The sequence below is a fragment of the Geodermatophilus sp. SYSU D00684 genome, assembly GCF_054050455.1.
In genome coordinates, this window is sequence record NZ_JBJGZI010000037.1 from 1 (window position 1) to 26158 (window position 26158).

The window sequence follows — 26158 nt, forward strand, 5'->3', positions numbered from 1 at the left end:
GCCGGGCCGTACGGTGGGCCGGCCGGTGTCGCCTCAGCCACCCGGACGGAACACCGCACGGACGCACCCGTCCTCCTTCTCCTTGAACATCCGGTAGCCCTTCGGCCCGTCGTCGAGCGGCATCACGTGGGTGGCGAGGTGCTCGGTCCGCACCTCGTCCCGGCTCATCAGGTCGAGGATCTCCGGGACGTAGCGGTGCCCGTGCTGCTGGGCGCCGCGCAGGGTGAGCGCCTTGTTCATCACCGCCCCCATCGGGAACTTGTCCACCAGGCCGCCGAACACGCCCAGCGCGAACACCGTCCCGCCCTTGCGGCAGGCGTAGATGGCCTCCCGGAGGGCGGTCGGCCGGTCCGACTGCAGCCGCAACTGCTGCTTGACCTGGTCGTAGAGGTACTGCGGGCCGTTGCCGTGCGCCTCCATGCCCACCGCCTCGATGCAGACGTCCGGACCGCGCCCGCCGGACATCTCCCGCAGTTCCGCGGGGACGTCGACCTGCTCGTAGTCGAGGGTCTCCGCCCCGATGTGCGTGCGGACCTGCTCGAGCCGGTTGTCGTACCGGTCGATGACGACGACCCGCTCGGCACCCATGAGCATCGCCTTGCGCGCGGCCATCTGCCCGACGCCGCCGGCCCCCCACACCGCGACCACGTCACCCGGCCGGACCTCGGCCTGGTGCGCCCCCGTCCAGCCGGTGGGTGCGGCGTCGGAGGCGAACAGCGCCCGCTCGTCGGAGACGCCGTCCGGGATCGTGAAGGCGCCCTGGTCGGCGTAGGGCACCCGGATGTAGGGGGCGTGGCTGCCCGCCCAGCCGCCCATCGCGTGCGAGTAGCCGAAGCAGCCGCCGATGGACTGACCCCACAGCGCCTCGGTGATTCCCGGGTTGGGATTGCCGTTGTCGCACAGCGACCACAGCTCCTGCTTGCAGTATCAGCACTGCCCGCAGCCGATGAAGGAGACCACCACCACGCGGTCGCCGACCCGGTGCTTGGTCACCCCGGCCCCGACCTCGGCGACCGTGCCCATGAACTCGTGCCCGAGCACGTCACCGGCGCGCATCGCGGGGATGTACCCGCCCATCAAGTGCAGGTCGGAGCCGCAGGTCACTGACAGGCCGACCTCGAGGATGATGTCGTGGTCGTTGAGGAGCTTCGGCTCGGGGACGTCCTCGACGCCGATCTCGTTGACCCCGCGCCAGGTCACCGCCTTCATCGCACACCTGCTCTGGGGGCCATCCGGGTCCACGCCTCCAGGAGCACGCCACCGGGCGTCGCCGTCCGCCTGCCGTGCGGCGCCGGGTCCACCGCCAGCACCTCGCCCACCTCGATGAGCTGCTTGGCCTGGCGCAGCGCGGACCGCAGGTCGGCCTGCGGGTCGTTGCCGCTCAGCCGGCCGAGGGCGGTGCCCGGCGACGGCCGGTCGCGCAACCGGGCCGCGAGCTCGGTGCCCTTGCCGCCCGCGGCCGGGCGGACGCGGACCTCGATCCGGTCCCCGAACCCCGCGAGGGGGGCAGGCAGCCGCGCGGTGTCGACGTCGGACGGCTCGCGGAACACGGTCACCACGAGCCATCCGGACGCCGGCCGGCCCGCGCCGGCCGGCCGGGCGGCGGACGGGTCGATGGCCGACCGCACCTGGCGGACGACGCTCCCGCCGGCGCGGGCGGCGAAGGACGCCACGTTCCCGATGGGGTTGGTCATGCCCGACCTCCCGCGGCGGCGGTCTGCGGTGCCCGCGCGAACTCCTGCACGATGCGCTCGCAGAAGGCCGGCAGGTCGTCCGGCGACCGGCTGGTGGTGATGTTGCCGTCGGTGACGACCTGCTCGTCGACCACCTCGGCGCCGGCGTTGCGCAGGTCCGTGCGGATGCTCGGGAACGACGTCAGCCGCCGTCCTCGCGCGACGCCGGCCTCGACGAAGTTCCACGGCCCGTGGCAGATGCTCGCCACCGGCTTGCCCGACTCGACGAAGTTCCGCACGAACTCGACCGCCGCCGGCTGCATGCGCAGCTGGTCCGGGTTCACCGTGCCGCCCGGCAGCAGCAGCGCGTCGTACTCGTCCACCGACGCCGCGCCGACCAGCCGGTCGACGCCGAAGGTGCCGGCGTCCTCGAGGTCGTTGTTGCGCGCCTGGATCTCACCGTCGTGGATCGACAGCACGTCGGTCCGCGCGCCGGCGTCGTCCAAGGCCCGGCGGGGCTGCTCCAGCTCGACGCGCTCCACCCCGTCGGCCGCCAGGATCGCGACCCGCCGTCCGTTCAGCTCCCCGGCCACGTCAGCTCCCCGCCATCGCCGGGTGCAGGACGACCTTCGTCCAGCCGTCGTCCCGGGCGTCGAAGTGCTCGTAGGCCTCCGGCGCCTGGTCCAGGGGCAGCTCGTGGCTCACGATGAACGACGGCTCGGCCTTGCCCCCGGCGATGAGGTCGCGCAGCTGCCGGTTGTACTTCTTGACCGGCGCCTGGCCGCTGCCGATGTGCTGGCCCTTGAACCAGAACATGCCGAAGTCGAAGGCGAGCTTGCCCTGCTTGGCCAGCTCGTCGCTGGCGCCGGGGTCCTGCGGCACGAAGACGCCGACGGTGCCGATCGTCCCGGTGAAGCGCACCGAGGCGACCAGCCGGTTCATCGTCAGGTTGGCCTGCTCCTGGCCGTCGGGCTCGTGCGCCTGGTAGCCGACGCACTCGCAGCCGTTGTCCGCACCCAGCCCCATCGTCTGCTCGAGGACGGCCTGCACCGGGTCGACCTTCGAGTCGTCGATGGCGATCGCGCCGATCGACTCGGCCAGCTTGAGCCGGTCCGGGTGCCGGTCGACGACCATCACCTTGCCGGCCCCCCGGATGGTGGCCGAGAGGGCGGCCATCAGCCCGACCGGGCCGGCGCCGTAGATGACCGTCTGGTCGCCGGGCTTCACGCCGGCCATCTCGGTGGCGTGGTAGCCGGTCGGGAAGATGTCGGCGAGCATCACGTAGTCGGTCTGGCGCTGCTCGGCGTCCTCACCCAGCCGCAGGCAGTTGAAGTCACCCCAGGGCACGCGCAGCAGCTCCGCCTGCCCACCGGCCCAGGGGCCCATGTCGGCGAAGCCGTAGGCGGCGCCGGCCATCTTCGGTTCCGGCTGCGCGGTCAGGCAGTAGTTCGTGAGCTGCCGCTCGCAGTTCTTGCAGTGCCCGCAGGCGATGTTGAACGGCAGGACGACCCAGTCGCCCACCTGCACCTTGTCGACCCCGTCGCCGACCTCGACCACCTGGCCCATGTTCTCGTGCCCGAACCAGCGGCCGGTCTCGAAGTCGGTCCGGCCCTCGTACATGTGCAGGTCCGAGCCGCAGATGTTCGCCGAGGTGATCCGCACCAGGACGTCGGTCGACCGCTCGATCCGCGCGTCCGGTACGTCCTTGACGCTGACCTGGCGGGGTCCGTCGTACACGACTGCCTTCACGCTGCCTCCTCGTCGGGGTGGTCCCCGCTCCCGGCTCGGGTCGGGACCCCGATTGCACCCGGCGCGGCGGGGCGCCCGGAATCGGCAGACATGCCCATACCGGGCCGGTCGACGTCCCCCTGAGGGGTCCGACGGCACCAGAGAGAGCACGCCCACGGCGGCTGGCCAGCGCGCCCCCTTCACGACGGGACGCGGGGCGAGGGACCGGGCCGCGGCGTGCGCAGGAACAGGCGAGCAGGGTCAGGTGCGAGGCGCCAGCTCGTACACCGGTCCCAGATCGGTGCGGCTGGTGTCGGGGACCTCGTGCAGGATCTTCGGCTCGCTGTGCAGCAGGCGGTGGACGGCGGCCCGAGCCCGCTCGAGGTCCAGGCCGGCACCCCGGGCGATGTCCTGCAGGTGCGGAGCGCCGGCACCGACCTCCGCCTCGGCCACGGCCCGGTACACCGCGGCGTCGTCCCCCGACAGGTCCTCGACTCGCATGGTGGTCCTCCCCGGGACGGCGGCTCGACACCGCGGTCGGCGTCGCGGGAGGCCTACCCGGCTCGCGCACCGGTACCCGGACGGCGGGAGCACATCGGCAGGTCTGCCGATGTGCTCCCGCGGCCGCATCGTCCAGGTTGGGGGGCACCGGCCGGCGTCCGACGCGTCCGGTCTCCGCGAGGAGGAGGAGCAGTGCAGTACGACGACTTCGTCTCGTCCGTGCAGGCCCGCGGCGGGCGCCCCCGCGACGAGACCGAGACGCTCGTCCACGCGACGTTGCGCGTGCTGGCCGAGCGGCTCACCGCCGGCGAGGCCGACGACCTGCGTGCCCAGCTGCCCGGGGCCCTGCAGGCCGACCTCATCCCGCCGGAACCGGAGGCGCAGCCCTTCGGACCCGACGAGTTCGCCCGGCGGGTCGCCCGGATGGCGCGGTTGCCCGAACAGGACGCGCGGGACGGGATGGTCGCCGTGCTCGCCACGACCCGCGACGCGGTCGAGCCGGGCGAGTTCGACGACGTGCTGTCCCAGCTGGGCGGGGAGTTCGCCCGGCTCGTGCCCGGATCGACGTAGGCCCGACGGTGGCGTCCCCGACACGAACGGATCCGTAGCGCACGCCGGCCGGCCGGCGTCCTTCCGCAGCCCGACCGCGTGAGCACCCACAGCGCACGACCTGGATGGTGGAGTCGTGAGCGAGTCAGAGCTCGAGCAGACCGGGACCGGGTAGGCCGCCGAGCGCATCGGTCAGGCGCCGACGACCACCGACGTGACCGATCCGGAGCGGTCCTCCCGGAACACCGCCGCCGGCTCCGGTTCCGAGCCGGGCGAGGGCCCCGTCCAGCCGGACGCCGACGAGGGGGTGGACCCCTCGGCCGGCATCGAGCCCCACGACGAGGGGCTCGTCTGACCACGGCCGCCCCGCGGTCGCCGGCTGCGGAGGGGGCCAGATCAGGCTGGCCGCGAGAGAGTGGGTGTGCACGTCCAGCAAACGGCAGGCGCTGGTGGAGCGCTTCCGTTACCGACCCCGCCGGCGGGGGGGGGGGGGGGGGGGGGGGGGGGGGGGGGGGGGGGGGGGGGGGGGGGGGGGGGGGGGGGGGGGGGGGGGGGGGGGGGGCGGGGCGGGCGGGCGGGCGCGCGCCCCCGAACCCCCCGCCCCCGGGGCGGCGCCCCCCGCCCCACCCCCCCCCCCCCCCCGCGGGCCGCCCCCCCCCCCCCCCCCCCCCCCCCCCCCCCCCACGGCCCCGTGCCAGTGGAGCAGCCGATGCCGGCCGGCGAGAAGGCGTGATTCACCAGGCGCCGCAACCGGACGAACCTGGGTGCGGGAAGCCGGCGTGCGTCACCTCGAATGCCGGCCGCCGTTGCCGCAGTCGGGAGGCTCGCCGACGCCGGACGGGCTCTGCTCCCACCCGCCCGCGCCGCCCCTGGCCGGGACCGAGCGCGCCCGCGACGCCGTCGCCGAGGTCACCGGCCTGCTCCGCGGCTCGGTCCGCATCGCCTGCTCCACGACGGCGCCCGAGACCTCGTCGGACCGGTCGCCGACGGGGCCAGGTCGACTTCGCCGTCACCCCCTTGACCCACCTCGCCGGCCCGGCGCTGCGCTTCGAGCCGCTGGCCGGCACCCCGGTCGCGATCGTCTGCCCGGCGGGCCAGCGGCTGGCCGGGGCGCTCGACGTGGACCCCGGGGAGGTCGCCGACGAGCCGGTCATCGACCTGCCCCGCGGCTGGTGGGTCCGCGACCTCTTCGACCGGCTCATGGCCGACCGGGACATCCCCCGGCAGGTCCGGTTGGAGGCCGACGAGTGGTTCGGCGTCCTGACCATGGTGCAGCGGGGCCTGGGCACCACCTCCGGCCCGCAGGCGTGCCTCGACGAGGCCGTCTTCGGCGACGTCGCCGTCGCCACGTCGGCCGGCGCACCCCTGTGGGAGCTCGGCATCGTCAGCCGGGACGAGGTGCTCCGCGGCGCGGCCGGCCGCGCCGTCCTCGCCGCCCACCGCTCGCAGTGCCGTGGGCCGGTCGGCGGGCACGACCGTGGACCCGCCGAGGTCTAGATGGCTCGTGGAGCGCCGGACGTTGCCTGGCCGGACCCCGTCCCGCCCACCCCGGAGGCGCGGATCGGTCGCTCTGCCGATGCCGGACGCCGGAACGCGCCCGCACCCTGGCGTCCGTCGCAGGAGAGGTTCACGGCGTGCAGGCGACGACGCGCCGACCCATCCGCACACCGGTCGCACAGCAGGAGGACCAGGACACGATGACCGTCGACCCGTCAGTGGAGGCGCCGGCCGCGCCCGTGCACCGCCTCGCCGTCCTCGCCGAGCTCGACCAGCTGCACGCGCGGGTCCGATCGGCGGAGGACAGGGCGGCCAACCTGGAGCAGGCGCTGGCCACCAACCGGCAGATCGGCATCGCGATCGGCATCCTGATGTGCCAGCGCCAGCTCACGGCCGATCAGGCCTTCGCGATGCTCGTGACGCACAGCCAGAACGGCAACGTCAAGGTGCGAGTGCTGGCCGAGACGGTGATCTACACGGGGAGTCTGTGAGACGTGCCCCGCAGGACGGTGGCCGCCGACGCTCCTGCGCTCGAGTCGCCAGGGGGCGCACGTGGGGCACGTCCCGGCCGGGCCGGCGGCACCGACGCGAACCCGTGCCGCTGACCGTGCCGAACGCCTCGGGCTGTACGTCCACCCATGAGTGAGGGAGGGTGAGCTGTGATGAGCGGGAGCGAACCGCGGCTCCAGCGTGTGTGGTCGGAGGTCGTGGGCGTCGTCGCGTCGTCCGCCACCGTGCAGGAACGGGCTGCGGAGTACCTGCAGCAGCTCCGGCGGATCCTGGCCTTCGATGCCGGCTGGCTTGCCGTACGCGACCCCGAGCGGCAGACCCACGTCCCGCTGGCGACCACCGGTCCGTCCGAGGCATTCGTCGCCTACTTCGGCCGTCCGGAGGCCGACGAGGAGGTGGAGCGGCTCGGCCTGCACCGGCGCCGTCCGCCGATGCTGGCCAGCGACATCCCGGGTCCCCTGTCCGAGGTCCGCGCGTGGGCCGACCACCTGCTCCCGGCCGGCTTCCGCCAGGGTCTGGCGGCCGGGCTGTTCACGACGGACGGGCGGCACGTCGGCTTCCTCAGCCTGCTCTCCGCGGATCCCTCGCGACCGAGAGAGGCCGATCGCCGGGTCGTCGCGGCCGTCACCACGGTGATCGCCGACGACCTGGACCGGACCCGGGACATCGCCGAGAGCGCCCGCATCGTCGGGAACGCCGGCGCCGGCGTCGTGCTCACCCGCGGAGGCGACGTCCTGCCGCTGCCGGGGCTGCCCGGCGACCGCCTGTTGACGCCGGATTCACCGATCCTCGGGGTCGCCGCTGACGAGCTGGCCGTCAGCGGCGCGTACACCTCGTTCCTCGCCCCGGCACCGGGGACCGGCGGCGAGCAGCTGATCCGGGTGACCGCGCTCGACTTCGCCCGCCCGGACCTCGACCACCTCTCCGCCGCGGTGCTCCTGTGCCCACCGGGCGACCTGCACGGCCTCACCGTCCTGGACCTCCGGGTCCTGGGCCTCGTGATCGAGGGCGTCACCGACGTCCCGGCCCTCGCGCAGTCACTCCACGTGGCCGCGGAGGCGGTGGCGGACTCCCTGGGGCGGAGCCTGGTCGCCCTGGGGACCAGCGACCTCACGGCCGCCGCGGTGCGCGCCCTGCGCGGCGGGTTGCGCATCCCGCCCGGAGTGACGGGAGCGACCTGAGCGGCGGTCATCGGCGTGTACGGAGGGGGGTTCGTCGACAAGTTCCCGGCCGGCTCCTGGATGAACCGCTCCCTGACCCTGAAGACCGGGCAGTGCCACGTCCAGCGGTACATGCGCCCGCTGCTCGAGCGCATCGAGCGTGGCGAGATCGACCCCACCCGGGTGATCACCCACCGGCTGCCGCTGTCCGAGGCGCCGCACGGTTACGACGTCTTCAAGCACGAGCAGGATCGTTGCGAGAAGGTGGTCCTCAGGCCCTGACGGTGGCGTCCCGCCGGCCGTCGCCGGGACGGCGGACCGGCTCGATGAGCGTCTGCGGGTCCCGGGACGACGCGACGAGGAAGTCGACGAGCCTGCGGACGGCGGGGGTGGCCGGTGCCCGCCAGACCGCCTCCAGGTCCCACGTCAACGCCGGAACGAGGGGCCGCACCGTGATCCCCTCGATCCCCAGGTGATCGACGAGCCTGAGGATGCTCACGGCGATGCCGGTGCCGGCTCCGACCGCGCGCAGCACCGCCTCCGGCGCGTTCAGCAGGTTGGGTTCGATGACGACGTGGTCCTGCGCGGCCCCGGCGGGGAACACGTGGTCCACGGCCCGGTCCCACGTCCCGGCGAACGGCTCCCGCGGGAACATCACCAGCACCTCGTCGGCGAGCGCGGCCACCGGCACCGTGACCGCGCCGCTCAACGCGTGCCCGAGCGGGAGCACGACGCCGAGGACTACCGAGCCCAGCACCACGCCGGCGAGGTCCCGCTGCGGGTAGGACCGGCTCCAGACGATCGCCGCGTCCGCCCTGCCCTGGCGGACGGCCTCGACGGCGTCGTCCCCCCGGCCGGAGCTCACCGACACCTCGATCCCGTCGATCGCCAGCGCGGCGTGCCGCAGCGGGCCGTCGAGGACGAGGTCGGCCATGGTGGCCACCCGCAAGGTCAGTCGCTCGCGGGAGTCCGCTCCGGCGGCGCGCGCGTCAGTCAGCGCCCGGTCCACCTCCGCCAGGATGATCCGGGCCCGCTCGACCAGGACGACGCCGGCGAAGGTCAGCCGGGCCGCTTCCGGGGTGCGCTCGAACAACGGGACCCGGAGTTCCCGCTCCAGCGCGCGGATCTGCTGCGAGAGCGACGGGGCAGCCATGTGGAGCCGTTGCGCGGCCCGACTGAAGCGCCCCTCCTCAGCCACCGCCAGGAAGTAGCGCAGTTGGCGCAACTCCATGGTGGATCCTACTGCGGAAAACGTGCCGTCCACGGGCCGTGGTGGCGGTGGCGACGACTCCGACCACCGAGGTTTCCGGTCACGCGGTCACGGGTTGCTCCCCTGGTCGGGTCGGTATGTACAGCTGCAGCCCGGTCAGCCTCGTCCAGGGCCGCGGCCGTCCTCGACGGCTCCGTCCGACCGCGCAGGCCCTGGACTGGTGAAGCGACATGACCGAGGCCCCGGCTCTCCACCTCGCGGAGATCGCCGCCACTCCGGGACGGCTCCCCGACCGCGCCCAGGAGCTGCTGCACGAGCTGGGCCGCCACATCCCCTTCGACGCCTCCTGGATGGCGCTGGCCGACCCGCTGGGCAACGGCTACTCCACTCTGGCCAGCACCTCGCTGGACCGGAGCACCGTCCGGTACCTCAGCAGTCCGGCGACGGCGCACGACATCGAGGTGACCGGAGCCTGTCGCGCCCGCCCACCGCTGAGCCCGTCGGACCTCCCCCGTTCCGCCAAGGACCTGCCGACGTGGGCCGAGTGCCTCACCCCCGCCGGCTACCACGAGGCCCTCACCGTGGGACTGTTCGTACCGGGGCAGCGCCACGTCGGGTACCTGGCACTGCTCTCCGCCGACACCCGGCCTCCGCCGGAGGCCGTCCGGCGCCGCTTGGCGCAGTTCGCCCCCATCCTCGCCCGCGGCATCGACCCGATGGACTCGCTGCTCACCGCCGCCCGCATGGTCCAGGGTGCCGCGGCCGGCGTGGTGCTCTGCAGGGGCGGTGGCACCGCCCCGTTCCCGGGTCTCGGCGACGACGCGCTGCTCGCGGGAGGCTCTCCCGCCCTGGACGCCGCCCGCGCCGCCGTCCGGAGCGGCCAGGTGTACGCGTCCTTCCTGTGGCCGCGCGGTGGCCGGCACGCCCCGGACGGCCATGTCCGCGTGACGGTCCTGACGGGCACGGACGACGTGTCCCCCGTGCTGTCGGGGATGGTGCTGCTCTCCCCGGTCGGCGACCTGCGCGGGCTCACGCCCCGGGAGCTGGAGGTCCTCGGGCGGCTGGTCGAGGGGGACTCCAACCAGGAGATCGCCCGGGCTCTCGTGGTGGCCCCGCGGACGGTCGCCGCGCACCTGGAGCACATCCTCGTCAAGCTCGGGGCTCCCTCGAGGACGCTCGCCGCCGTGCGCGCCGAGAGGGCCGGCCTCTACGTCCCAGCGGGAACGGACGCGGCCGGCCGGCGCTGAACCTCGGCGGAGGACTCACGGCCACAGCGCCGACGGGACGTGGAGGCCGGCCCGCGCGACGCCGGGGAGCAGCCCGGGGACCGTGCCGGACCCCCCGGTGGGCCTGCTCCTCCGCCCGCGTGGCGTCCCGGGGAGCGCCGCAGCACGCGCTGATCCGCTCGTCGTCCCAGCCCTCCGCCCGGGCGCCCAGGATCCGCAGCCCCAGCGGTCGCCGCCCCCTCCCCGGAGAGCCGCAGCGGCCGGGGAGGAGACGACCGACGACCGGCGGGGTCCGGTCCCGGTCCGCCAGGCGACCGACGGGCATCGGCAGGTCTGCCGATCTCGGCCGGCGGCTCTGGTTCCGGCGGTGGCTCGGGGTACCCCCACGGCATGGACGGCGGAAGCATCCCTCCGCAGGACGACGCACCCGCGGCTGCGGCTGCCGACGAGGTCGACATCCGGCTCCCTGACGACCCGCGGGTGCCCCAGCCCGACGACGCGGATCCGACGGTGAGCAAGGAACTCGGCGGCGCGGCTCCGGCCGTCGGCCCTGGGCACTCGCGAGAGGAACCCGGGACCCGGGACCCGGACGGCTCTCGGCCGGGTGCGGACGACTAGCGGCTGACCGGACATCTCGGTCTCCGCAACGGTCCCCGACACGGAGACGCGGGCCGGGCGGTCACGTCCGGCCCGCGTCCGTCGTGACCAGCCTGCCGGCGTGCGGTCGCGGCGCGGAACCGCCGCTGCGTGTCGCCTCCCCGCGCGGGCAGCCGTGGCGGGACCCGGGACCGGAGGCCGGATCGGTCGATCGACCGATGTCCAGGGGTCGTGACGGGTCCTAACGTCTGAGCCGCGGTCGGACGACGGGATCCCTACGACCGGCGCCCGACGGCGCCTCCGGGAGCGCAGATGGACTACGCGACGTTCACGCGGACGACGGCCGAACGGGCCGGCGTGCCCGAGGAGACGGCGGAGCGGATCGAGCACGCCACCCTGCGGACCCTCGCCGACCGCATCAGCGGGGGTGAGGCCCAGGACCTCGCCGCGCAGCTGCCGACCCGGCTCCGGGGCGACCTGCGGCCCCCGCGCGAAGAAGCGGAGGCGTTTCGGGGTGGACGAGTTCCTGCGCTGGATCGCGGAACGCGGGGACGTCGGCCCGGACGAGGCACGGGGGCCGCCGCCGTCCTGACCACGGTGCGGGAGGCGCTGAGGCCCGGCGAGTTCGACGACGTCCTCTCCCAGCTGCCGCAGGAGTACCGGGAGCTGGTCGGGCCGATGGCCTGAACCCGCCGTCGCCCGTGCAGTGGCCGACGACGGGAGGCCAGGACCGCACAGCTCAGGAGGAATCCGGTGATCAAGTACGCGACGTTCATCGAGGCCGCGGGCGCTCAGGCCGGCGTTGCCGACACCGAGGAGGCCCGTCGGGCGGTGGAGGCCGTGATCGCGGCCGTGGCCGCCTCCCTGGACGAGCCCGACCGGGACCGGCTGGCCGCGGTCCTGCCCGGCTCCCTCCGGGCTGCCGCCGAGGTCCGCGGGCCGGGTCTGCACCCCGACAGCAGCGCCGCCCTGGTCTCCGCGGTGAGCGCGGGGTCCGGATGCCCGGCCGAGCGGGCCCGCTTCTACACCCAGGCGGTCCTGTCGACGCTGGCCGCCTCCGAGCCGGAGGTGGCCGGCGTCCTCGCCCGGCGGCTGCCGGACGGTGAGGAGTTGTTCGCACCGATCGACCAGGGCGTTCCGCCCCGCGGTTCCGGGGTGCCGATCGGGCTGACGCCGCGACTGCTCGAGCAGGACGAGCTCGACCGCGCACTGGCCGCCCTGGAGGGCTGGGAGGGCGACGAACACCGCCTGCGGCGCACCGTCGTGCTCCCGCCCGAGCGCCAGCGCCCCCTGCGCGACGCCGTCGCCCGCGCCGAGCAGGACATGACCCACCACGCGCGCGTCGAGCAACTGCAGGACACGGTGACCTTCGAGGTCTGGACGCACTCGCTCGACCGCGTGACCGACATGGACATCGAACTCGCCCGGCGGATCGACGCGGCCATCGCCGCGGTCGGGTCCCACGGCTGAGCCGCCCTCGGGCGCCGGACACCCACGACCACCAGTCGGAAGGCAACCACCGTGACCGATCCGCTCACCCCTGAGGACGTCCTGCGGTACCTGGAGGACGTCGACTACCCGGCCGGCAAGGAGGCGCTGGTCGACGCCGCCGAGCGGGCGGGCGCACCCGAGGCGGTGGTCCGCAGCCTCCGCGCCATCCCGCCGGTCGAGTACCGCAGCCGTGCGGAGGTGGCGCGGTCGGTGCGCGTCGACCCCGGCGCCGGACGATCGGCGAGCCGGGCGGCCGAGCAGGCCCGCACCCGTGCCCCTGCGGGGGTCGCCGAGCACATGCGCGAGCCCCGGTAGGACCGGTCACCGGCCACGTCACCGCGCCGGCCGGGTCCCGGCGTGCGCCGGCCGGCCCTCCGGACGTCACTGTCCGGCCAGCCGTCCCACGAGCCCGAGGAACTCGTGGAGCCCACTGCGTGATCACCGACGTCGTACGACCTGGATGAACCACCTGGATGGAGGAGTCGTGAGCGAATCAGAGCTGGAGGAGACCGGGACCGGGGATGCCGCCAAGCGCATCGGTCAGGCGCCGACGACCACCGACGTGACCGATCCGGAGCGGTCCTCCCGGAACACCGCCGCCGGCTCCGGTTCGGAGCCGGGCGAGGGCCCCGTCCGGCCGGACGCCGACGAGGGGGTGGACCCCTCGGCCGGCATCGAGCCCCACAACGAGGGACTCGTCTGACCGCGGCGGCGGCTCCGCAGTCGCTGACTGCGGAGCCGCCGTCCTGCCCAGCGCCGGCCGAGTCCCTCCGTCGCCTGCGACGCCGTCCGGGACTCCCCTCGGAGCCCGGCGAACGGGCCCGCGCCGGCGGGCGAGGCACCCGGGTCGCCGCTTGCCGGAGTGAGCACCGGCGAACCGCCCGCCGCTGTCACGGGATCGAGCCGAGGAACCCGCCGGCTGCGGCTCGTGAGGCAGGCCCTCGCGATCGGCTCGTCGGCCGGTCCTACAGGACGTCGAGCGGGACCTTGCCGGACGGCGGCGGGAAGAGCCGGTCGAGCTGGTCCAGCTCCGCCTGGCTGAGGCCGATCTCCAGCGCCGCGCGGTCCTCGATGACGTGCGCGCGGGTCGAGGCCTTGGCGACGGCGAACACGTCGGGCAGCCGCAGCACCCACGCGATGGCCAGCTGGGCGGGGGTGACCCCCTTCTCCGCGACCAGGTCCCGGACGGCCCGGTGCTCGAGGAGCCTGCCGTGGTCGACGGGCGAGTACGCCATCAGGGGCATGCGCCTGCCGCGGCACCAGGGGATCAGGTCGTACTCGGGGCCGCGCCGGGCGAGGTTGTAGAGCACCTGGTCGGTCTGGACCCGGTTGTCGCCGGGGAGCCCGACCAGCTGGTCGAGGTCGGGGACGTCGACGTTGCTCACGCCCCAGGCACGGATCAGCCCGCGGGAGACCAGCGACTCGAAGGCGGCGACGGTCTCCTCGACCGGGACCCGGCCGCGCCAGTGCAGCAGGTACAGGTCCAGGCGGTCGGTGCCCAGTCGGCGCAGGCTCCGCCGGCAGGCGTCCACCGTGCCCTGGCGCGTGGCGTGGTGCGGCAGCACCTTGCTGACCAGGAAGACGTCGTCCCGCCGGACGGCGATCGCCCGGCCGACGAGCTCCTCGGCGGCGCCGTCGCCGTACATCTCGGCGGTGTCGACCAGCGTCAGGCCGATGTCGATGCCCGTGCGGAGGGCGTCCAACTGGATGTCGTTCCTGCGGGGGTCCTCACCGAGGTACCAGGTGCCCATGCCGAGGGCCGGGGCTGCGGTGCCGTCGGGCAGGGTCACGGTGCGCATCGTGGATGCGGTCATGCGGGGCTCCTCCAGGTCCAGCAGGACGCGCACCGCGCCGTCCGGGTGGTGTGCACGCGGAAACCGCTCCCGGCCGCCACGAGCCGGCCGGAGCTGATGGTCAGGGCAGCGGCCCTGACCGGTTCACCGACCGGCCGCACCGCCACGTCGCGCACGCCGGCCCCACCGGACCTGCCCGGCGGTGTCCACCCGGAGCAGTTCGCGGGCGCCGTCGCACACCGGTCCTACCCCGCGTCGCGCGGGGCGGGACCGGGCGGGCGCGGCCTCGAGGACCGCGGGGTGGGCGGCCCGGTCGGCATCCGTCCGGCGGCGTGCCGTTCCCCGGGTCGCGCCGGTCCGTCCGTGTCCCCGGGGCGAGCCGTCCCCGGCTCAGTGCACCGGCCGCTGCCCGTCGGACCCGACGCGCGCCAGCGACCTCGACATGCTCCGGGCACCGGCGTAGACCGCCCCCGCCGCGGCGATCCACGGGCCACCGACGATCACCGGGTCCAGTACCTGGTGCTTGAGGTCCGTGCGGTGCTGCCCGATCCGCGACCGCAGGCCGTGGCGGGTGAACTCGGCCTTCACCCCGGTCTCGGTGATCGGGTTGTCCGGGTGCAGCGTGAGCAGCGACTTCAGGTGGTGCTCCCACGCATCCACCCGGTCGGCGAGGATGAGCAGCAGCCAGTGCGCCGCGCGGCCCTCGCTGTAGCGGTAGGCGTAGCGACGGATGGCGCCGGCGACGCCCGACGGCGGCTGGGCGGTGCCGAAGACCGGGGTGAGCATCCCGTGCTCGACCGAGCGTTCCCGCGGATACCTCTCCGGCTGCCGCTCGGGGAACTCCCAGTGCGCGCCGGTGAAGTCCTCCTGGAACTGCAGCTTCGGCACCGACGGCCGGTCCTTGGGGTCGAGGTCGACGCCCCAGCCCGGGATGCGCTTGCGCAGTTCCTCGGGCGACTCCGCGATCGGCGGCTTGTGCGGTGTGTAGGTCATCGGGGTCTCCTGACGCTCACGCCGCGGTCGGGACGACGAGGGGTTTGATGCAGCCGTCGAGCTTGGCCGAGAACATGTGGTAGCCCTCGGCGATGTCCTCGAGGGGCACCCGGTGGGTGGCCAGCTCGCTGGGCCTCAGGTAGCCGTCGCGCACGTGCTCGAACAGCCGGGGCCACTGCCGTTTGACCGGGCACTGGTTGGTGTGGATCGTCAGCCCCTTGTTCATCGCGTCGCCGAACTTGACGGCGCTGAAGAGCGGGCCGTACGCGCCCATCACCGAGATGGTCGCGCCCTTGCGGACGGAGTCGATCGCCCAGTTCAGCGCGACCGGGGAGCCGCCCTGCAGCTTGAGCTTGGACGAGGTGACGTGCTGGAGGAAGTTGCCGTCCGCCTCGGCGCCCACGCAGTCGATGGCCACGTCCGCGCCGAGCCAGTCGGTGGCCTTCTTCATCTCCAGGACGATGTCGCCGTACTCGGTGAAGTTGTAGGTCTCGGCATGGGCGAAGGTGCGCGCCTTCTCCAGCCGGTAGTCCAGGTGGTCGATGACGATGACCCGGCCGGCCCCCATCAGCCAGGCCGACTTCGCCGCCACCAGTCCGACGGGCCCGGCGCCGAAGACGATGACGACGTCACCCTGCACGATGTCGCCGAGCTGCGCTCCGAAGTAGCCGGTCGCCGTCATGTCGGTCAGCAGGACCGCGTCCTCGTCGGCCATCCAGTCCGGGATCTTCGACGGGCCGACGTCGGCGAACGGCACCCGCACGTACTCCGCCTGGCCGCCGTCGTAGCCCCCGGTCGTGTGCGAGTAGCCGTAGATGCCGCCGACGGCGGTGGCGTTCGGGTTGACGTTGTGGCAGTTGGAGTACAGCCCTCGCGCGCAGTACCAGCAGGTGCCGCAGAAGATGTTGAACGGCACCATCACCCGGTCCCCGACCTGCAGGTTCTGCACGGACGACCCCACCTCGTCCACCACGCCGATGATCTCGTGGCCGAACGTGTGACCGATCCGGGTGTCCGGCATCATGCCGTGGTAGAGGTGCAGGTCGGAGCCGCAGATGGCGGCCAGGGTGACCCGGACGATCGCGTCGTTGGGGTGCTCGATCCTGGGCCGCTGCTTCTCCTCCATCCTGACCTTGTAGGGACCTCGGTACACCATCGCTCGCATCCGGTCGCCTCCTGGTGCGCGGGCCCCGGGGCTCCTGAGAGCACTACGGGGCGCCCAGCGGCCGGCTCTGCTCACCGGCCCCCTGACTCTGCGTCGGCCGTCCCCCCGGGGCCACCGCACATCCGGACTCGCCGCGGGGCTCCGCCGAAAGATCGGCAGATCTACCAATGCCCGACATCCCTCCGGTCCCGCTCTGATGGGCTCGGACGTTCACCCCGCTGAGAGCTGACCGCACTGCCGGGCCGCTGGTCTGGTGGGACCCCGACCAGGGGCGGTACACGGGCCACGACGGCCCCGACTTCCCCGTCACGACCCCGCCCGACTGCGAAGCGCGGAGCAACCGGTCCGGTCACCCCGCCGGATCACCGCACGACACCCCGCTCGAGGGCCACGCCGCGTCTTCCCCGCGGCCCCCCAGATCGGCGCCCTGCCGGACCAGCTCCGCCTGCACGGCGGCGATCTCCACATCCCGGGGCGCCCGGCCCGCGGCGGCCGCGAGCGCCGCGCAGACCCCGGCGGCCTGGCCGGTGGCCATGGCGGTGGGCGTGACCCGGTAGGAGGAGTGGGCCTCGTGGGTGCCGGAGATGCAGCGTCCGGCCGTCAGGAGGTCGTCGACGTCCCGTGGCAGCAGGCAGCGCAGGGGGACGTCGTACGCGTCTCCTGGGGGCACCGACCGCAGCACGGTCCCCCTGCCGTTGGGGTTGTGGATGTCGACCGGGTAGGTGCCGCGCGCGATCACGTCGTCGAACTTCCGTGCGCTCAGGATGTCCTCGCCCGTGAGCACGTAGTCGCCCAGGATCCGCCGCGTCTCCCGGACGCCGACCTGCACGCCGCTCTGGGCGACGTAGGAGTCGGCGAAGCCGGGCACGTAGTCCCGGAGGAAGGCCGCGATCCGGGACATCTGCCGGTGGCTGACCGCCTCGGCGCGGGTGAGGTCGAAGACGTCGGTGCCGAAGACCTGCGTGACCCGTGTCGAGTTGACGGCGACCTCCCCCGGGTGCGCCGAGTTGAAGAAGAGGACGTCCTCGCGGGGCAGGTCCAGGTCGCCTGCTGCGGTCGCCTCCTCCACCAGGTCCCAGAGCCCGTGGACGCTGCGCCACTGGTCGGGGTGGTCGGCGACGTAGCGCTCGAAGGGTCCCGGGTCGAAGCCCACGACACGGAACATCAGCGTCATCGGCTGCACCAGTCCGTCGCTCTCGCGGCCGATCTCGAACGGCGCTCCCGCAGCCGCGGCGACGTCGCCGTCCCCCGTGCAGTCGACCGTCACGCGGGCGGTCACGACGACCGGCCCGGACTTGGTCTCGAACACCACCTCGCCGGCCCGGCCCGGTGTCCGGACCCCGCTGGCGAAGGCGTGCAGCACGTACCGGACACCCGCGCCGTCGAGCAGGTCCAGGGCCACCTGCTTGAAGACCTCGGGGTCGAAGGGGACGGTGTACCCGGTCTCCGGCGACGGGGGCAGCGCCCCGTCGGCCCGCACCAGCCGGTCGATGACCTCGATGTGCTTGCCCGCGACGACGGGCTCGCCCTCGCCGTGGTCGGTGGGGAACAGGCTCACGTCACCCAGCCGCGGCGGCTGCGGACGGCGGGTGTGGAAGGACATCCACGGCATCACGAGCGCCGCCGTCGCATTGCCGCCGAGGAACCCGTACCGCTCGACGAGGACGACGTCGGCGCCGGCGTCGGCAGCCGCCAGCGCAGCACCGATGCCGGCCGGCCCGCCTCCGACGACGAGGACGTCGGCCTCAGCCGCGTGCAACGCTGAGCGCGGGGGCAACGTCAACCGCTCCCCCGCGACCGGCCGGGTCAACGGCGGCATGCTGGACTCCCTCCTGCTCGATGGACCGGCCTGCGATCGCGGATGCCACCGGTGCCGACGGCCCCGCCAGGACGTCGAGGACGTGCTGCAGCGGGGCGGCCGACCGGCGCTTGAGCCTCTCGATCCGGGCCCGTACCCGTCCGGCGTCCGCCTCGCGCTCGTCCCAGAGCCGGTCGACGGCCGCCAGCAGCGGTCCCACGGCGTCCCGGTCGAGGCTGCCCGGCGTCTCGATGCCCAGTGCCCGCGCGAAGTCGGCGACCTTGCCCGCGTAGGGCAGCGGGAGGAAGGGCACCCCAGCGAGAGCCGCGAAGACCAGGAAGTGCAGCCGCATGCCGACCGCGAGGTCCATGTGCTGCATCAGGCCGAGGATCTCGCGGGGCCCGTACGTGCCGTGGAGGACCCGCGCGCGGTCGGGAGCCGTCATGCGGGCCAGCACCGCATGACTCTCGCGGACGTCGCCGCGCTCCATGGGGACGAACACCACCTGGCCGCCGTAGCGGTGCACCGCGAAGTCGGCGACCGCGGCCAGGGTGGCGTGATAGGCGTCCACGGCGAGATCCGGTGCCGCTCGCCCCGGTTCCCGGACGGACACGGCGATCAGCCGTCCGGAGGTGTCCACCCCGCTCCGGGCCAGTTCGTCGGCCGGGAAGGGAGCGGGGCTCAGCAGCAGCGCCGGGTCGGCCACCACCTCGATGGGCCGCTCGATGCCGACCTCCTCCAGGACCCGCCTGCTCTCCTCGTCGCGCACGGTCACCTGGGTCATCACCGACACGACCTCGCGTACGGCGCCGCGGTCCTCGGCCGTCGTGAGTGGCCCGACGCCGAGGGCGTATCCGACCGTCGGCACGCCGTTCCGGTGGGCCGTCCGCACGTGCCGGAGGTACTCCGTGGCCTCGCTGTCGTACAGCAGCCCGCCGCCACCGAGGACGAGGACGTCGAGCCCGGCGATCTCCTCGTTGACGGCGTCACACCGGCCCCGGCGGGCGTCGATGACCCGATCGACCAGATGAGCGTCCCGGGTGTGCGCGGCGTCGCGGGAGAACACCACCACCTCGGCGAAGGGCACGGCCTCTCGCCAGGTGGCGAGGATCGAGGTCAGGATCGCCTCGTCGCCGATGTTGAGCCCGCCGTAGGAACCGAGCAGTCCGATGGTCGCCATCCGGGTCCTCCAGTCGATGTGTCGCCGGTGGGTCGGGGAAGAAGGGACGCCGAGCAGGAGTCGCGATGCAGGACAGGCGGCCGAGGGACGGGATGATCGAGGGCGGGGCCTCGTGGTCCGTGGTCGCCGAGCCGGCCGGGTGCCGGCTGCCTCAGCGGAACGGCGTCGTCTCCAGAATCCCCTCGGCAGCCCCCGGCACACTCGGCAGATCGACCGATCCTGGCGGTCGGCACTCCGCCCACCTGCGTTCCCGACCACCAGCGGTCGTCGGCTAGGGGGAAGGGCTCAGTGCGACCAGCGCCTCCGGCAGGTCGTCCACGACCACGGCGTCGGTACCCGCGGAGACCAGCAACCGGGCCAACGCGATCTGCGGGCACCAGACCAGCAGTTGCCGCCCGCAGCGGTGGAGCAGTGAGAGCAGTCTCGCCAGGACGCCCGGGTCGACCTGGCCGGCGGCCGTCCCCTCCCCGAGCGAGCCGACGTGGAGCGCGAGCACCTCGACGTCCATGTGGACGCAGGCCGCCACGGCCATCTCCACGGGGAACCCGTGCCAGGTCAGCAGTCCGAGGGGCACCCGCGGCGCCGTCGCACGCAGGAGCCCCAGGGCTGCCGGGTCGAACGAGGAGACCATCAGCGGCCGCCGCGTCGCCTCCGCCGCCACGACCGGCGCGAGGATGCCTGCGCTGGTGTGCCCGGGGGACCGCAGACAGTCGTCCATCGAGGACTTGAGGTCCAGGTTGAGCCCCACCTCGCGAGGGAGCTCGTCCAGCAGGGTGCGGAGACGCAGCGTGCCGCGACGGTCGGCCTCCGCCCCCGTGACGTCGTCGAGCCGGGTGCCGTCCGGGTACACGGCGTCGTGCGCCACCACCAGGACGCCGTCGGGCAGGCGCCGGACATCGGCTTCCACCCATCTCGCCCCGCTGCGCACGGCGGCGGCGAAGGAGCCGAGGGTGTTCTGCCGATGCCCGTCGACCACGCCGCAGCCGAGCCCGCGGTGCCCGATGACGGCCGGCCCCTCCCCGAACACGTCCGGGGGCACGGGTCGTGCCCGGCCGGCCGTGGTCACGGGTCCACCGCGAGGTGGAGCAGGTGCACCGTCCCGTCCGGAGGGGTCACCGGCCGCAGCCCGCGAGGCCCCGACGGAGGGCGCAGCCGCCCCGTGACGCGAGATGGAGCACGCGGTCATCTCCCCCCGTGGCGTGGACGCGACCGCCGGCGTACCTGGCACGGCGTGCAGGTGCGGAGGTGCTACGAGACCGCCCGTTCCCGTCGGGCAGCCGCTCTCCCAGGATGGTCGGGCCGGTGCCCGGGCGCCGTCGGCACAACTGCCCATCTTCGGCCCCGAGCGGCCCGCACTCCCCGGGGCCCGGAGGCAGCTGCGCAGCGCCCGATCGTGGACACATCCGTATTCCTGCCGATCGACGCGGCGGCCCCGACCCGGCTGTCATGGACGCCTGGGCGCGCCCGCGCCGCAGGGACGGTGCGTTGCGCGGTGGACGGGAGGGACGGCCTCGATGACTCCCTCACGGCTCCGGCACGCGCAGTACTGCCGTGATCACGTGCCGACGCCGCGCGCTGATCTCGGCGAACAGCCGGGGTGCCTCGGCGAAGGGGACGACGTCGGTCACCAGTTCTCTCCCGATCCTCGCGCCGTGGACGTCGAGCAGCGCGAGCGTCTCCGCCGAGAGGCGCCGGCGGTCCCAGCGGTGCGCCAGCCCGCGCGGGACACGGCCGATCTGGGCACAGCGGAGCGACAGTCCGTTGTGGTGGAACTCCTCGCCGAGTGCGACGTGCTCGGCGCCGCCGGAGTAGAAGGCCAGGTCGATCACCGTGCCCTGCGGCCGGAGACAGCGCAGCGCGGTGGCCAGCGCCGCGCCGGTGCCCCGGCACTGGAACGCCACGTCGGCTCCGTGGTCGGCCGGTCCGTGCCGCCACCGGATCTTGAGTTCACGCGCCAGGTCAGGCGTGTCGTCGGCGGCGTCGAGGCCGAGCGCGCGCGCGGCCGCGCGACGCTCCGGGGTCGAGTCCACGAGGACGACCTCCGCGGCCCCGTGCACCTGTGCCAGCAACCCGACCAGCAGGCCGATCGGCCCGCCGCCCGTCACCAGGACGAGCCGGCCGTCCACCCCGTCCCGGAGCTCGCTGCCACCGACGTCCGCGGCCGCGTGCAGCAGACCGTTGACGCAGATGGGTCCGAGGTGGGCCGCGTACACGCCCAGCAGCGGGTCGAGTCCCGAAGGCAGGGGCACGACGTGCATGGTCAGCGGATCGCCGTGCACGGCCGTCGCGTGCCCGTAGGCCATGGCGACCAGGGCGCCCTCGGCCACCGCGGCGGTCCGGCTGTCGGTCACCCGGGCGACCTCCATGTAGCCCAGCCGCTGCACCGGGAAGTGCGTCGTGGGCCGGTCGCGGTCGAACACGCCCAGCTCGGCGTCCCAGCCGGCGCGGAAGTACGGGCTCGTCCCGCGGTACCAGGTGAGCTCGGTGCCGGCCGACAGGCCGGTGAACAGCGTCCGTCCCAGGAACCGGCCGTCCGGGAGCGGTGGCAGGGCGGTCTCCACGATCTCCAGTTCTCCCGCCCGGGGCACCACGAGGGTGCGGACGGGGACGGGGGTCCTCACCGGTCGCCGACGCGGACGGCGGCCCCGGTGCGGGCGGCCTCGGAGACGGCCCAGGCCAGCCGGTGGGTCCGCAGCGCCTCGGCCACGTCGACGATCGCCGGTGACGCGCTCCCGCCGGAGAGCAGGTCCACGAAGGCCCGGTCCACCGCCCTCCTGGCGTCGACCTCCGGCTCGGCGCGCACCTCGGCGTCCCGGGTGCGCACGTGCAGTGCGGTCTCGGTCAGCTCCAGGGCGACGCCGTCGCCGATCACCTCCAGGCCCGCAGCCGTCAGCGCCGGCAGGACGCAGGAGACGCTGACCGTCCCGACGGCGCCGGACTCCAGGCGCAGCACGGCCGCTCCGGCGTCGGGGACGTCCCGTCCACCGGCCGAGGACGGCGCGGACGCGCCGACCACCTCGACCACCTCCCCCGCCAGCAGCCGGACGAGGTCGAGCAGGTGGGTCGCCTGCTCGACCACCTGGCCGCCGGACCGGTCCCGCCGGCTCCACCAGGCGGGCGGGGGCGTGGTGCTCCACCAGCGCGCGTCCACGAGGCGGACGGTGGTACCGGCGAGCGCCGAGCGAGCCCGCTCGACGGTGTCCAGGTGCCGCCAGTGGTATCCCGTCGCCGTCGGCAGCGCGGCGGCGGAGACCGCGGCGGCCACGTGCTCGGCCACGCGGAGGTCGGCCGCCAGGGGCTTCTCGACGAAGAGCGGCAACCCGGCGCGCACGACGGACAGTTCCAGGTCCCCGTGCGCGAACGGCGGCACACACAACCAGACGGCGTCCAGCCCGAGGGCGAGCAGGCCGGTGAGGTCGGGGACGTGCCGGGCGTCCACCTCCTCGGCCAGCACCTCGGCGGACGCAGCCACGGGGTCGCAGACGGCGACGAGGTCGACGTCGTCGAAACCGGCCAGCGTGCGGGCGTGCCGGGCGCCGACGCCGCCCGCTCCCACGAGCCCCACCCGGACGGTCACGACGGTGCGGTGCCGTCGTCGAGGGTCACCGTGCCGATCCTGCCCCTCGGACCGCCTCCGCGGGGGAACGCCGTCCCGCCCGGACGGTCGGGAACCGCCATGCCTCCCCGCTGCCGAGACGCGGTGGCGTACTGGTCGTCGCTGGACGGGAAGGACACCGCATGCGCGTGGACGTCTCCCGGTGGCTCAGCCGCCGGACCTACACCGCCACGGACTACCGCGCGGCCGCGCTGACGGCCGCCAAGCGGGCCCAGGGCCGAACGGTCAGTGTCGTGCTCCCCGCGCTGAACGAGGAACGCACGGTCGGCGCGATCGTCGCCGAGATCCGCCGCGAGCTCGTGGAGCGGCACGCACTGGTGGACGAGCTGGTCGTGGCCGACAGCGGCTCGACGGACCGGACGGCGGCCACTGCGGCGAGTGCGGGCGCCCGGGTGGTGCGGGTCGACGACGTGCTGCCCGAGCGCGGCCGCGTCGCCGGCAAGGGCGAGGCGCTGTGGAAGTCGCTGCACGTCACCGACGGCGATCTGGTGGTCTTCATCGACTCGGACCTGATCTGCTTCGATCCGCAGTTCGTGGTGGGGTTGCTGGGCCCCCTCCTCACCGACCCCACCGTCGGCTACGTCAAGGGGCTCTACGACCGGCCGCTGTCCACCACCGAGGGACTGGTGCCGAGCGGCGGCGGACGGGTGACCGAGCTGACCGCCCGGCCCCTGCTGGGCGCGCTGTGGCCGCAGCTGTCCGGGTTCGTCCAGCCGCTGTCGGGTGAGTACGCGGGTCGGCGCGACCTGTTGGAACAGGTCCCCTTCGTCTCGCACTACGGCGTGGAGTTCGGTCTGCTCATCGACCTCGCGGAGCTGGCCGGGGTGGACGCCCTCGCGCAGGTCGACCTCGGCACGCGACGGCACTCGCACCAGCCCGACGCCGCACTGGGACGCATGGCCGGCCAGATCGTCCAGACCGCGCTGGCCCGCTGCCCCGGCATCGGGGTGCCGAGCGACCAGTTGGTCCAGTACATCCGGACCGGTGGGGGCATCGAGGCGGTGACCTGGGACGTCGGCGTGGTCGAGCGGCCACCGATGCGGACGGTGCCGGCCTACGCCGCCCGCCGCGCAGCCGGTGTGCCGGGCCGGTCGGCGTGAAGATCCTCATGGACGCCGGCCCGTGGCTGGCGGTGCCACCCCGGGGCTACGGCGGCCTCGAGACCGTCGTCGCCACGTTGACCACGGAGTTCCGCCGTCGCGGCCACCGCGTCGTCCTGGCGACCGTGGGTGAGAGCGAGCAGGACGCCGACGGCCGGGTGTGGGCCTTCCCCCGCGGGCAGTTCGCCCGTCTCGCGGCGCCGTACCCGGAGGTGGTCGGGGCCGCGCACGCGCACGCGCGGGTCGTGGTGGAGGAGATCGGCCGGCACGCCGCCGCGGGAGAGCCGTTCGACCTGGTGCACACGCACCTGGAGGTGGTCGGCCCCGCGGTGCTGGGAGCCCTCGGCGATGCGGTCCCGCCCGTGCTGCACACGCTGCACTGGGACCTGCGACGCAATGCCGACTTCTACGAGGCCTTCGACGGACGGGGGCGGGTCCTCTTCGCCGGTGTCTCGGACTCCCAGGTCGAGCGGGGCCCGGCCACGCTGCGCCGGCAGACCCTCGGCTCCGTGCCGCTCTCCGTGCCCATCCCGGACACCCCGCCGGCGACGCCGGAGGAGCGGACCGACTCGGTGCTGGTGTTGTCCCGGCTGTGCGAGGCCAAGGGCATCGACATCGCGCTGCGGGCCTGCCGGGCGGCCGGCGTGCCGCTGGTGCTGGCCGGACCGGTCGGTGGTCAGCCCGACCGGACCGCCCTGGAGACCGCGCTCGCCGACCCCACGAGCCCGGTCCGCGGCTACCCCGACGTCCGCTGGTTCCTCGACCGCATCGCGCCCCGTCTCGACGGGGACCGGGTCCGCTGGATCGGCAGCGTGGCCGGGGAGGAGAAGGCCGACCTGCTCAGGCGGTCGCGGGCCGTGCTCTTCCCCATCCGCTGGGAGGAGCCGGGCGGCACCGCGGTCTGCGAGGCGCTGGCCGCCGGCACACCGGTCGTGGCCATGGCCCGCGGGTGCCTCCCCTCGCTCGTCGAGCCCAAGGTCACCGGGTACCTGGCCGAGGACGAGGCGGACTTCACCGCGGCGCTGGGCCGGCTGGCCGAGCTGGACCCCGAGGCCTGCCGGGGGACCGCGCTGAGCCGCTTCAGCCCCGGGGTCATGGCCCGGGGCTATGAACGGCTCTACGCCGAACTCCTCGCCCGGACCGCCCCGGGGGCGCCCTGCGGCACGGCCGGATGAGCACCGGCAGCCCGCGCAGTACCGCGGCGCAGGCCGGCACCGAGCCGGACGTCGTCCCGAACGCGCTTCCCGGGCCCGCTCCGACGGCCGCACCGGCTCGGCGGACCCGCCGTGGGCCCACGTGCCGGGTCAGCCGGGTGCTCCGGCCGGTAGGAGCAGGACGACGGGCTGGTCACGCGTCGGTTCGCCCGGGGACGTGTCCGGCTGTCGGGCGCGGGTACCCCGCTCACCGCCGAGCAGCCGGCCAGGTGAGAGCAACTCCGTGGCGCCCCGATCGAGGCTCCCGCCGCCGAGGGGATCTCCGTCATCTCTTCGCCATCGAGCAACAGGGGACGACATGCCCACCAGACGCAGGCTGAAGGGCCGCACGCTCGCTGCCCTGGCGGCCGACGGCTTCGAGAAGGTCGAGCTGATCGTTCCGCTGCGAGCCCTGAAGGCGGCCGGCGCCGAGGTGGACGTCGTGTCCCTGCGGCGCGGACGCATCCGCGGGGTGAACCTGCACATGCCGGCCGGCCGGGTCCGCGTGGACAAGACGATCGAGGAAGCCGATCCCGGCGACTACGACGGCCTGCTGTTGCCCGGTGGGTTCATCAATCCCGACCTCCTCCGGCAGTCCGCCCCGGCACGGGAGTTCGTCCGCGCGTTCGCCGCGAGCGACAAGCCCATCGCCACTCTCTGTCACGGACCGTGGGTGCTCGCCTCGGCGGGACTCGTGGACGGACGGACGCTCACCTCCTGGCCCGGGATCCGCGACGACCTGGTGAACGCGGGTGCCACCTGGCTCGACCAGGAGCTCGTCCGGGACGGGAACCTCACCACGAGCAGAGGGCCCCAGGACATGGCCGCCTTCATCCCCGGGATGCTCGATGCCTTCGCGAAGGCGTCGCCGGAGCCGGCGACGACCGCACCGCGTCGTGAGTCCGATCGGCAGCGCGAGACGCCCGTCGGCTGGGCCATCGCCGCGCTGCGGTGGTCTCCGAAACCGTCGGCCGCCGCCGTGGTGGGCATCGGCCTGGCCGCCGCCGCCCAGCGCACCCTGCACAGCCCGGCCACGCAGGGCTGGAGGGCCCGGGCGGCAGGCCGTGCCGGGTGACGTCCGCGCCTGCGGCGGCCGAGGAGGTACCCGAGGCGGCGCAACTCCACGACCCCGCCGGTGCTCCGCGGCGTCCCCGCGTCGGTGGCACCGTTAGCCGGGA

General features: G+C 74.3%; 29 protein-coding genes. 14 read left to right on the forward strand and 15 right to left on the reverse strand.

Features of this window, described 5'->3' with window-relative positions; all coding sequences use genetic code 11:
• Window positions 1-33: 33 nt before the first annotated feature.
• From ACI79L_RS21505 to ACI79L_RS21530, 6 genes are all read right to left on the reverse strand, one after another.
• Window positions 34-816, reverse strand: a complete 783-nt coding sequence (locus ACI79L_RS21505; RefSeq protein WP_456938742.1) for a zinc-binding dehydrogenase — start codon at window positions 814-816, stop codon at window positions 34-36.
• Between the two features lie 111 nt (window positions 817-927).
• A complete protein-coding gene (locus ACI79L_RS21510) occupies window positions 928-1209 on the reverse strand; it encodes an alcohol dehydrogenase catalytic domain-containing protein (RefSeq protein WP_456938743.1) in 282 nt (93 codons plus the stop codon).
• Complete coding sequence (locus tag ACI79L_RS21515) at window positions 1206-1694, reverse strand: hypothetical protein (RefSeq protein ID WP_456938744.1); 489 nt, start codon at window positions 1692-1694, stop codon at window positions 1206-1208. Before ACI79L_RS21515 ends, ACI79L_RS21510 begins: the two co-directional genes overlap by 4 nt.
• Entirely contained in the window at window positions 1691-2266 is a 576-nt protein-coding gene (locus ACI79L_RS21520; RefSeq protein ID WP_456938745.1) for a type 1 glutamine amidotransferase domain-containing protein, read from the reverse strand. The genes ACI79L_RS21515 and ACI79L_RS21520 overlap by 4 nt, the downstream gene beginning before the upstream one ends.
• 1 nt (window position 2267) lies before the next feature.
• On the reverse strand, window positions 2268-3422 hold the full coding sequence (locus ACI79L_RS21525; protein WP_456938746.1) for a glutathione-independent formaldehyde dehydrogenase: 1155 nt from the start codon (window positions 3420-3422) through the stop codon (window positions 2268-2270).
• A gap of 240 nt (window positions 3423-3662) precedes the next feature.
• Complete coding sequence (locus ACI79L_RS21530) at window positions 3663-3902, reverse strand: hypothetical protein (RefSeq protein WP_456938747.1); 240 nt, start codon at window positions 3900-3902, stop codon at window positions 3663-3665.
• Between the two features lie 192 nt (window positions 3903-4094).
• Between ACI79L_RS21530 and ACI79L_RS21535 the strand changes: the two genes are divergently transcribed.
• From ACI79L_RS21535 to ACI79L_RS21560, 6 genes are all read left to right on the forward strand, one after another.
• Entirely contained in the window at window positions 4095-4472 is a 378-nt protein-coding gene (locus ACI79L_RS21535) for a DUF2267 domain-containing protein (protein WP_456938748.1), read from the forward strand.
• A 193-nt stretch (window positions 4473-4665) separates the two neighbouring features.
• A complete protein-coding gene (locus ACI79L_RS21540) occupies window positions 4666-4806 on the forward strand; it encodes a hypothetical protein (protein WP_456938749.1) in 141 nt (46 codons plus the stop codon).
• Window positions 4807-5180: 374 nt separating this feature from the next.
• Complete coding sequence (locus tag ACI79L_RS21545; RefSeq protein WP_456938750.1) at window positions 5181-5948, forward strand: LysR family transcriptional regulator substrate-binding protein; 768 nt, start codon at window positions 5181-5183, stop codon at window positions 5946-5948.
• Window positions 5949-6085: 137 nt separating this feature from the next.
• Window positions 6086-6439: an ANTAR domain-containing protein gene (locus ACI79L_RS21550; protein WP_456938751.1), complete on the forward strand. Its 354-nt coding sequence runs from the start codon at window positions 6086-6088 to the stop codon at window positions 6437-6439.
• A 171-nt stretch (window positions 6440-6610) separates the two neighbouring features.
• Window positions 6611-7639, forward strand: a complete 1029-nt coding sequence (locus ACI79L_RS21555; RefSeq protein ID WP_456938752.1) for a hypothetical protein — start codon at window positions 6611-6613, stop codon at window positions 7637-7639.
• 15 nt (window positions 7640-7654) lie between these two features.
• Window positions 7655-7900: a hypothetical protein gene (locus ACI79L_RS21560; RefSeq protein ID WP_456938753.1), complete on the forward strand. Its 246-nt coding sequence runs from the start codon at window positions 7655-7657 to the stop codon at window positions 7898-7900.
• On the opposite strand, the gene ACI79L_RS21565 is transcribed toward ACI79L_RS21560, so the two are convergent.
• The gene (locus ACI79L_RS21565) at window positions 7890-8849 is read right to left on the reverse strand and encodes a LysR family transcriptional regulator (RefSeq protein ID WP_456938754.1); all 960 of its coding nucleotides are present in this window, start codon (window positions 8847-8849) and stop codon (window positions 7890-7892) included. The two genes, ACI79L_RS21560 and ACI79L_RS21565, sit on opposite strands and share 11 nt — an antisense overlap.
• Window positions 8850-9058: 209 nt before the next feature.
• Here ACI79L_RS21565 and ACI79L_RS21570 point away from each other — a divergent pair, with 209 nt between their 5' ends.
• From ACI79L_RS21570 to ACI79L_RS21590, 5 genes are all read left to right on the forward strand, one after another.
• Window positions 9059-10075: a response regulator transcription factor gene (locus ACI79L_RS21570; protein ID WP_456938755.1), complete on the forward strand. Its 1017-nt coding sequence runs from the start codon at window positions 9059-9061 to the stop codon at window positions 10073-10075.
• A gap of 888 nt (window positions 10076-10963) precedes the next feature.
• A complete protein-coding gene (locus tag ACI79L_RS21575; RefSeq protein WP_456938756.1) occupies window positions 10964-11338 on the forward strand; it encodes a DUF2267 domain-containing protein in 375 nt (124 codons plus the stop codon).
• A gap of 66 nt (window positions 11339-11404) precedes the next feature.
• A complete protein-coding gene (locus tag ACI79L_RS21580) occupies window positions 11405-12121 on the forward strand; it encodes a 4a-hydroxytetrahydrobiopterin dehydratase (protein ID WP_456938757.1) in 717 nt (238 codons plus the stop codon).
• Window positions 12122-12172: 51 nt separating this feature from the next.
• On the forward strand, window positions 12173-12457 hold the full coding sequence (locus tag ACI79L_RS21585) for a DUF2795 domain-containing protein (RefSeq protein ID WP_456938758.1): 285 nt from the start codon (window positions 12173-12175) through the stop codon (window positions 12455-12457).
• Between the two features lie 169 nt (window positions 12458-12626).
• A complete protein-coding gene (locus ACI79L_RS21590) occupies window positions 12627-12845 on the forward strand; it encodes a hypothetical protein (RefSeq protein ID WP_456938759.1) in 219 nt (72 codons plus the stop codon).
• A 262-nt stretch (window positions 12846-13107) separates the two neighbouring features.
• Here the strand turns inward: ACI79L_RS21590 and ACI79L_RS21595 are convergent, their stop codons facing one another.
• From ACI79L_RS21595 to ACI79L_RS21630, 8 genes are all read right to left on the reverse strand, one after another.
• Window positions 13108-13956, reverse strand: a complete 849-nt coding sequence (locus tag ACI79L_RS21595) for an aldo/keto reductase (protein ID WP_456938760.1) — start codon at window positions 13954-13956, stop codon at window positions 13108-13110.
• A 369-nt stretch (window positions 13957-14325) separates the two neighbouring features.
• Window positions 14326-14928 (reverse strand): hypothetical protein, encoded by a 603-nt coding sequence (locus ACI79L_RS21600; protein WP_456938761.1) that lies wholly within the window; start codon window positions 14926-14928, stop codon window positions 14326-14328.
• Window positions 14929-14944: 16 nt separating this feature from the next.
• On the reverse strand, window positions 14945-16093 hold the full coding sequence (locus ACI79L_RS21605; protein WP_456938762.1) for a zinc-dependent alcohol dehydrogenase: 1149 nt from the start codon (window positions 16091-16093) through the stop codon (window positions 14945-14947).
• Between the two features lie 349 nt (window positions 16094-16442).
• Window positions 16443-17852 carry an FAD-dependent oxidoreductase gene (locus tag ACI79L_RS21610; RefSeq protein WP_456938763.1) on the reverse strand — a complete coding sequence of 470 codons (1410 nt, stop codon included), beginning with the start codon at window positions 17850-17852 and terminating at the stop codon, window positions 16443-16445.
• The gene (locus tag ACI79L_RS21615; protein WP_456938764.1) at window positions 17839-19071 is read right to left on the reverse strand and encodes a polysaccharide pyruvyl transferase family protein; all 1233 of its coding nucleotides are present in this window, start codon (window positions 19069-19071) and stop codon (window positions 17839-17841) included. Before ACI79L_RS21615 ends, ACI79L_RS21610 begins: the two co-directional genes overlap by 14 nt.
• Window positions 19072-19342: 271 nt before the next feature.
• Complete coding sequence (locus ACI79L_RS21620; RefSeq protein ID WP_456938765.1) at window positions 19343-20110, reverse strand: glycerophosphodiester phosphodiesterase; 768 nt, start codon at window positions 20108-20110, stop codon at window positions 19343-19345.
• A 484-nt stretch (window positions 20111-20594) separates the two neighbouring features.
• Window positions 20595-21659 carry a zinc-dependent alcohol dehydrogenase gene (locus tag ACI79L_RS21625; protein ID WP_456938766.1) on the reverse strand — a complete coding sequence of 355 codons (1065 nt, stop codon included), beginning with the start codon at window positions 21657-21659 and terminating at the stop codon, window positions 20595-20597.
• 29 nt (window positions 21660-21688) lie between these two features.
• Window positions 21689-22648 (reverse strand): Gfo/Idh/MocA family protein, encoded by a 960-nt coding sequence (locus ACI79L_RS21630; RefSeq protein WP_456938767.1) that lies wholly within the window; start codon window positions 22646-22648, stop codon window positions 21689-21691.
• Between the two features lie 161 nt (window positions 22649-22809).
• Here ACI79L_RS21630 and ACI79L_RS21635 point away from each other — a divergent pair, with 161 nt between their 5' ends.
• The 3 genes from ACI79L_RS21635 to ACI79L_RS21645 all read left to right on the forward strand — a co-directional run bounded on the left by ACI79L_RS21635 (window position 22810) and on the right by ACI79L_RS21645 (window position 26055).
• On the forward strand, window positions 22810-23787 hold the full coding sequence (locus ACI79L_RS21635) for a glucosyl-3-phosphoglycerate synthase (protein WP_456938768.1): 978 nt from the start codon (window positions 22810-22812) through the stop codon (window positions 23785-23787).
• A complete protein-coding gene (locus tag ACI79L_RS21640; RefSeq protein ID WP_456938769.1) occupies window positions 23784-24962 on the forward strand; it encodes a glycosyltransferase in 1179 nt (392 codons plus the stop codon). The genes ACI79L_RS21635 and ACI79L_RS21640 overlap by 4 nt, the downstream gene beginning before the upstream one ends.
• Window positions 24963-25299: 337 nt before the next feature.
• Window positions 25300-26055, forward strand: coding sequence for a type 1 glutamine amidotransferase domain-containing protein (locus ACI79L_RS21645; protein WP_456938770.1), 756 nt, complete (start codon window positions 25300-25302; stop codon window positions 26053-26055).
• The last annotated feature ends 103 nt before the right edge of the window (window positions 26056-26158 follow it).

Coding starts and splice junctions, on each gene's coding strand:
- ACI79L_RS21505 (WP_456938742.1), bottom strand. CDS start 816: ATGGGCGGCTGGGCGGGCAGCCACGCCCCCTACATCCGGGTGCCCTAC.
- ACI79L_RS21555 (WP_456938752.1), top strand. CDS start 6,611: ATGAGCGGGAGCGAACCGCGGCTCCAGCGTGTGTGGTCGGAGGTCGTG.
- ACI79L_RS21615 (WP_456938764.1), bottom strand. CDS start 19,071: ATGGCGACCATCGGACTGCTCGGTTCCTACGGCGGGCTCAACATCGGC.
- ACI79L_RS21645 (WP_456938770.1), top strand. CDS start 25,300: ATGCCCACCAGACGCAGGCTGAAGGGCCGCACGCTCGCTGCCCTGGCG.
- ACI79L_RS21600 (WP_456938761.1), bottom strand. CDS start 14,928: ATGACCTACACACCGCACAAGCCGCCGATCGCGGAGTCGCCCGAGGAA.
- ACI79L_RS21565 (WP_456938754.1), bottom strand. CDS start 8,849: ATGGAGTTGCGCCAACTGCGCTACTTCCTGGCGGTGGCTGAGGAGGGG.
- ACI79L_RS21510 (WP_456938743.1), bottom strand. CDS start 1,209: ATGAAGGCGGTGACCTGGCGCGGGGTCAACGAGATCGGCGTCGAGGAC.
- ACI79L_RS21530 (WP_456938747.1), bottom strand. CDS start 3,902: ATGCGAGTCGAGGACCTGTCGGGGGACGACGCCGCGGTGTACCGGGCC.
- ACI79L_RS21595 (WP_456938760.1), bottom strand. CDS start 13,956: ATGACCGCATCCACGATGCGCACCGTGACCCTGCCCGACGGCACCGCA.
- ACI79L_RS21575 (WP_456938756.1), top strand. CDS start 10,964: ATGGACTACGCGACGTTCACGCGGACGACGGCCGAACGGGCCGGCGTG.
- ACI79L_RS21570 (WP_456938755.1), top strand. CDS start 9,059: ATGACCGAGGCCCCGGCTCTCCACCTCGCGGAGATCGCCGCCACTCCG.
- ACI79L_RS21515 (WP_456938744.1), bottom strand. CDS start 1,694: ATGACCAACCCCATCGGGAACGTGGCGTCCTTCGCCGCCCGCGCCGGC.
- ACI79L_RS21605 (WP_456938762.1), bottom strand. CDS start 16,093: ATGCGAGCGATGGTGTACCGAGGTCCCTACAAGGTCAGGATGGAGGAG.
- ACI79L_RS21635 (WP_456938768.1), top strand. CDS start 22,810: ATGCGCGTGGACGTCTCCCGGTGGCTCAGCCGCCGGACCTACACCGCC.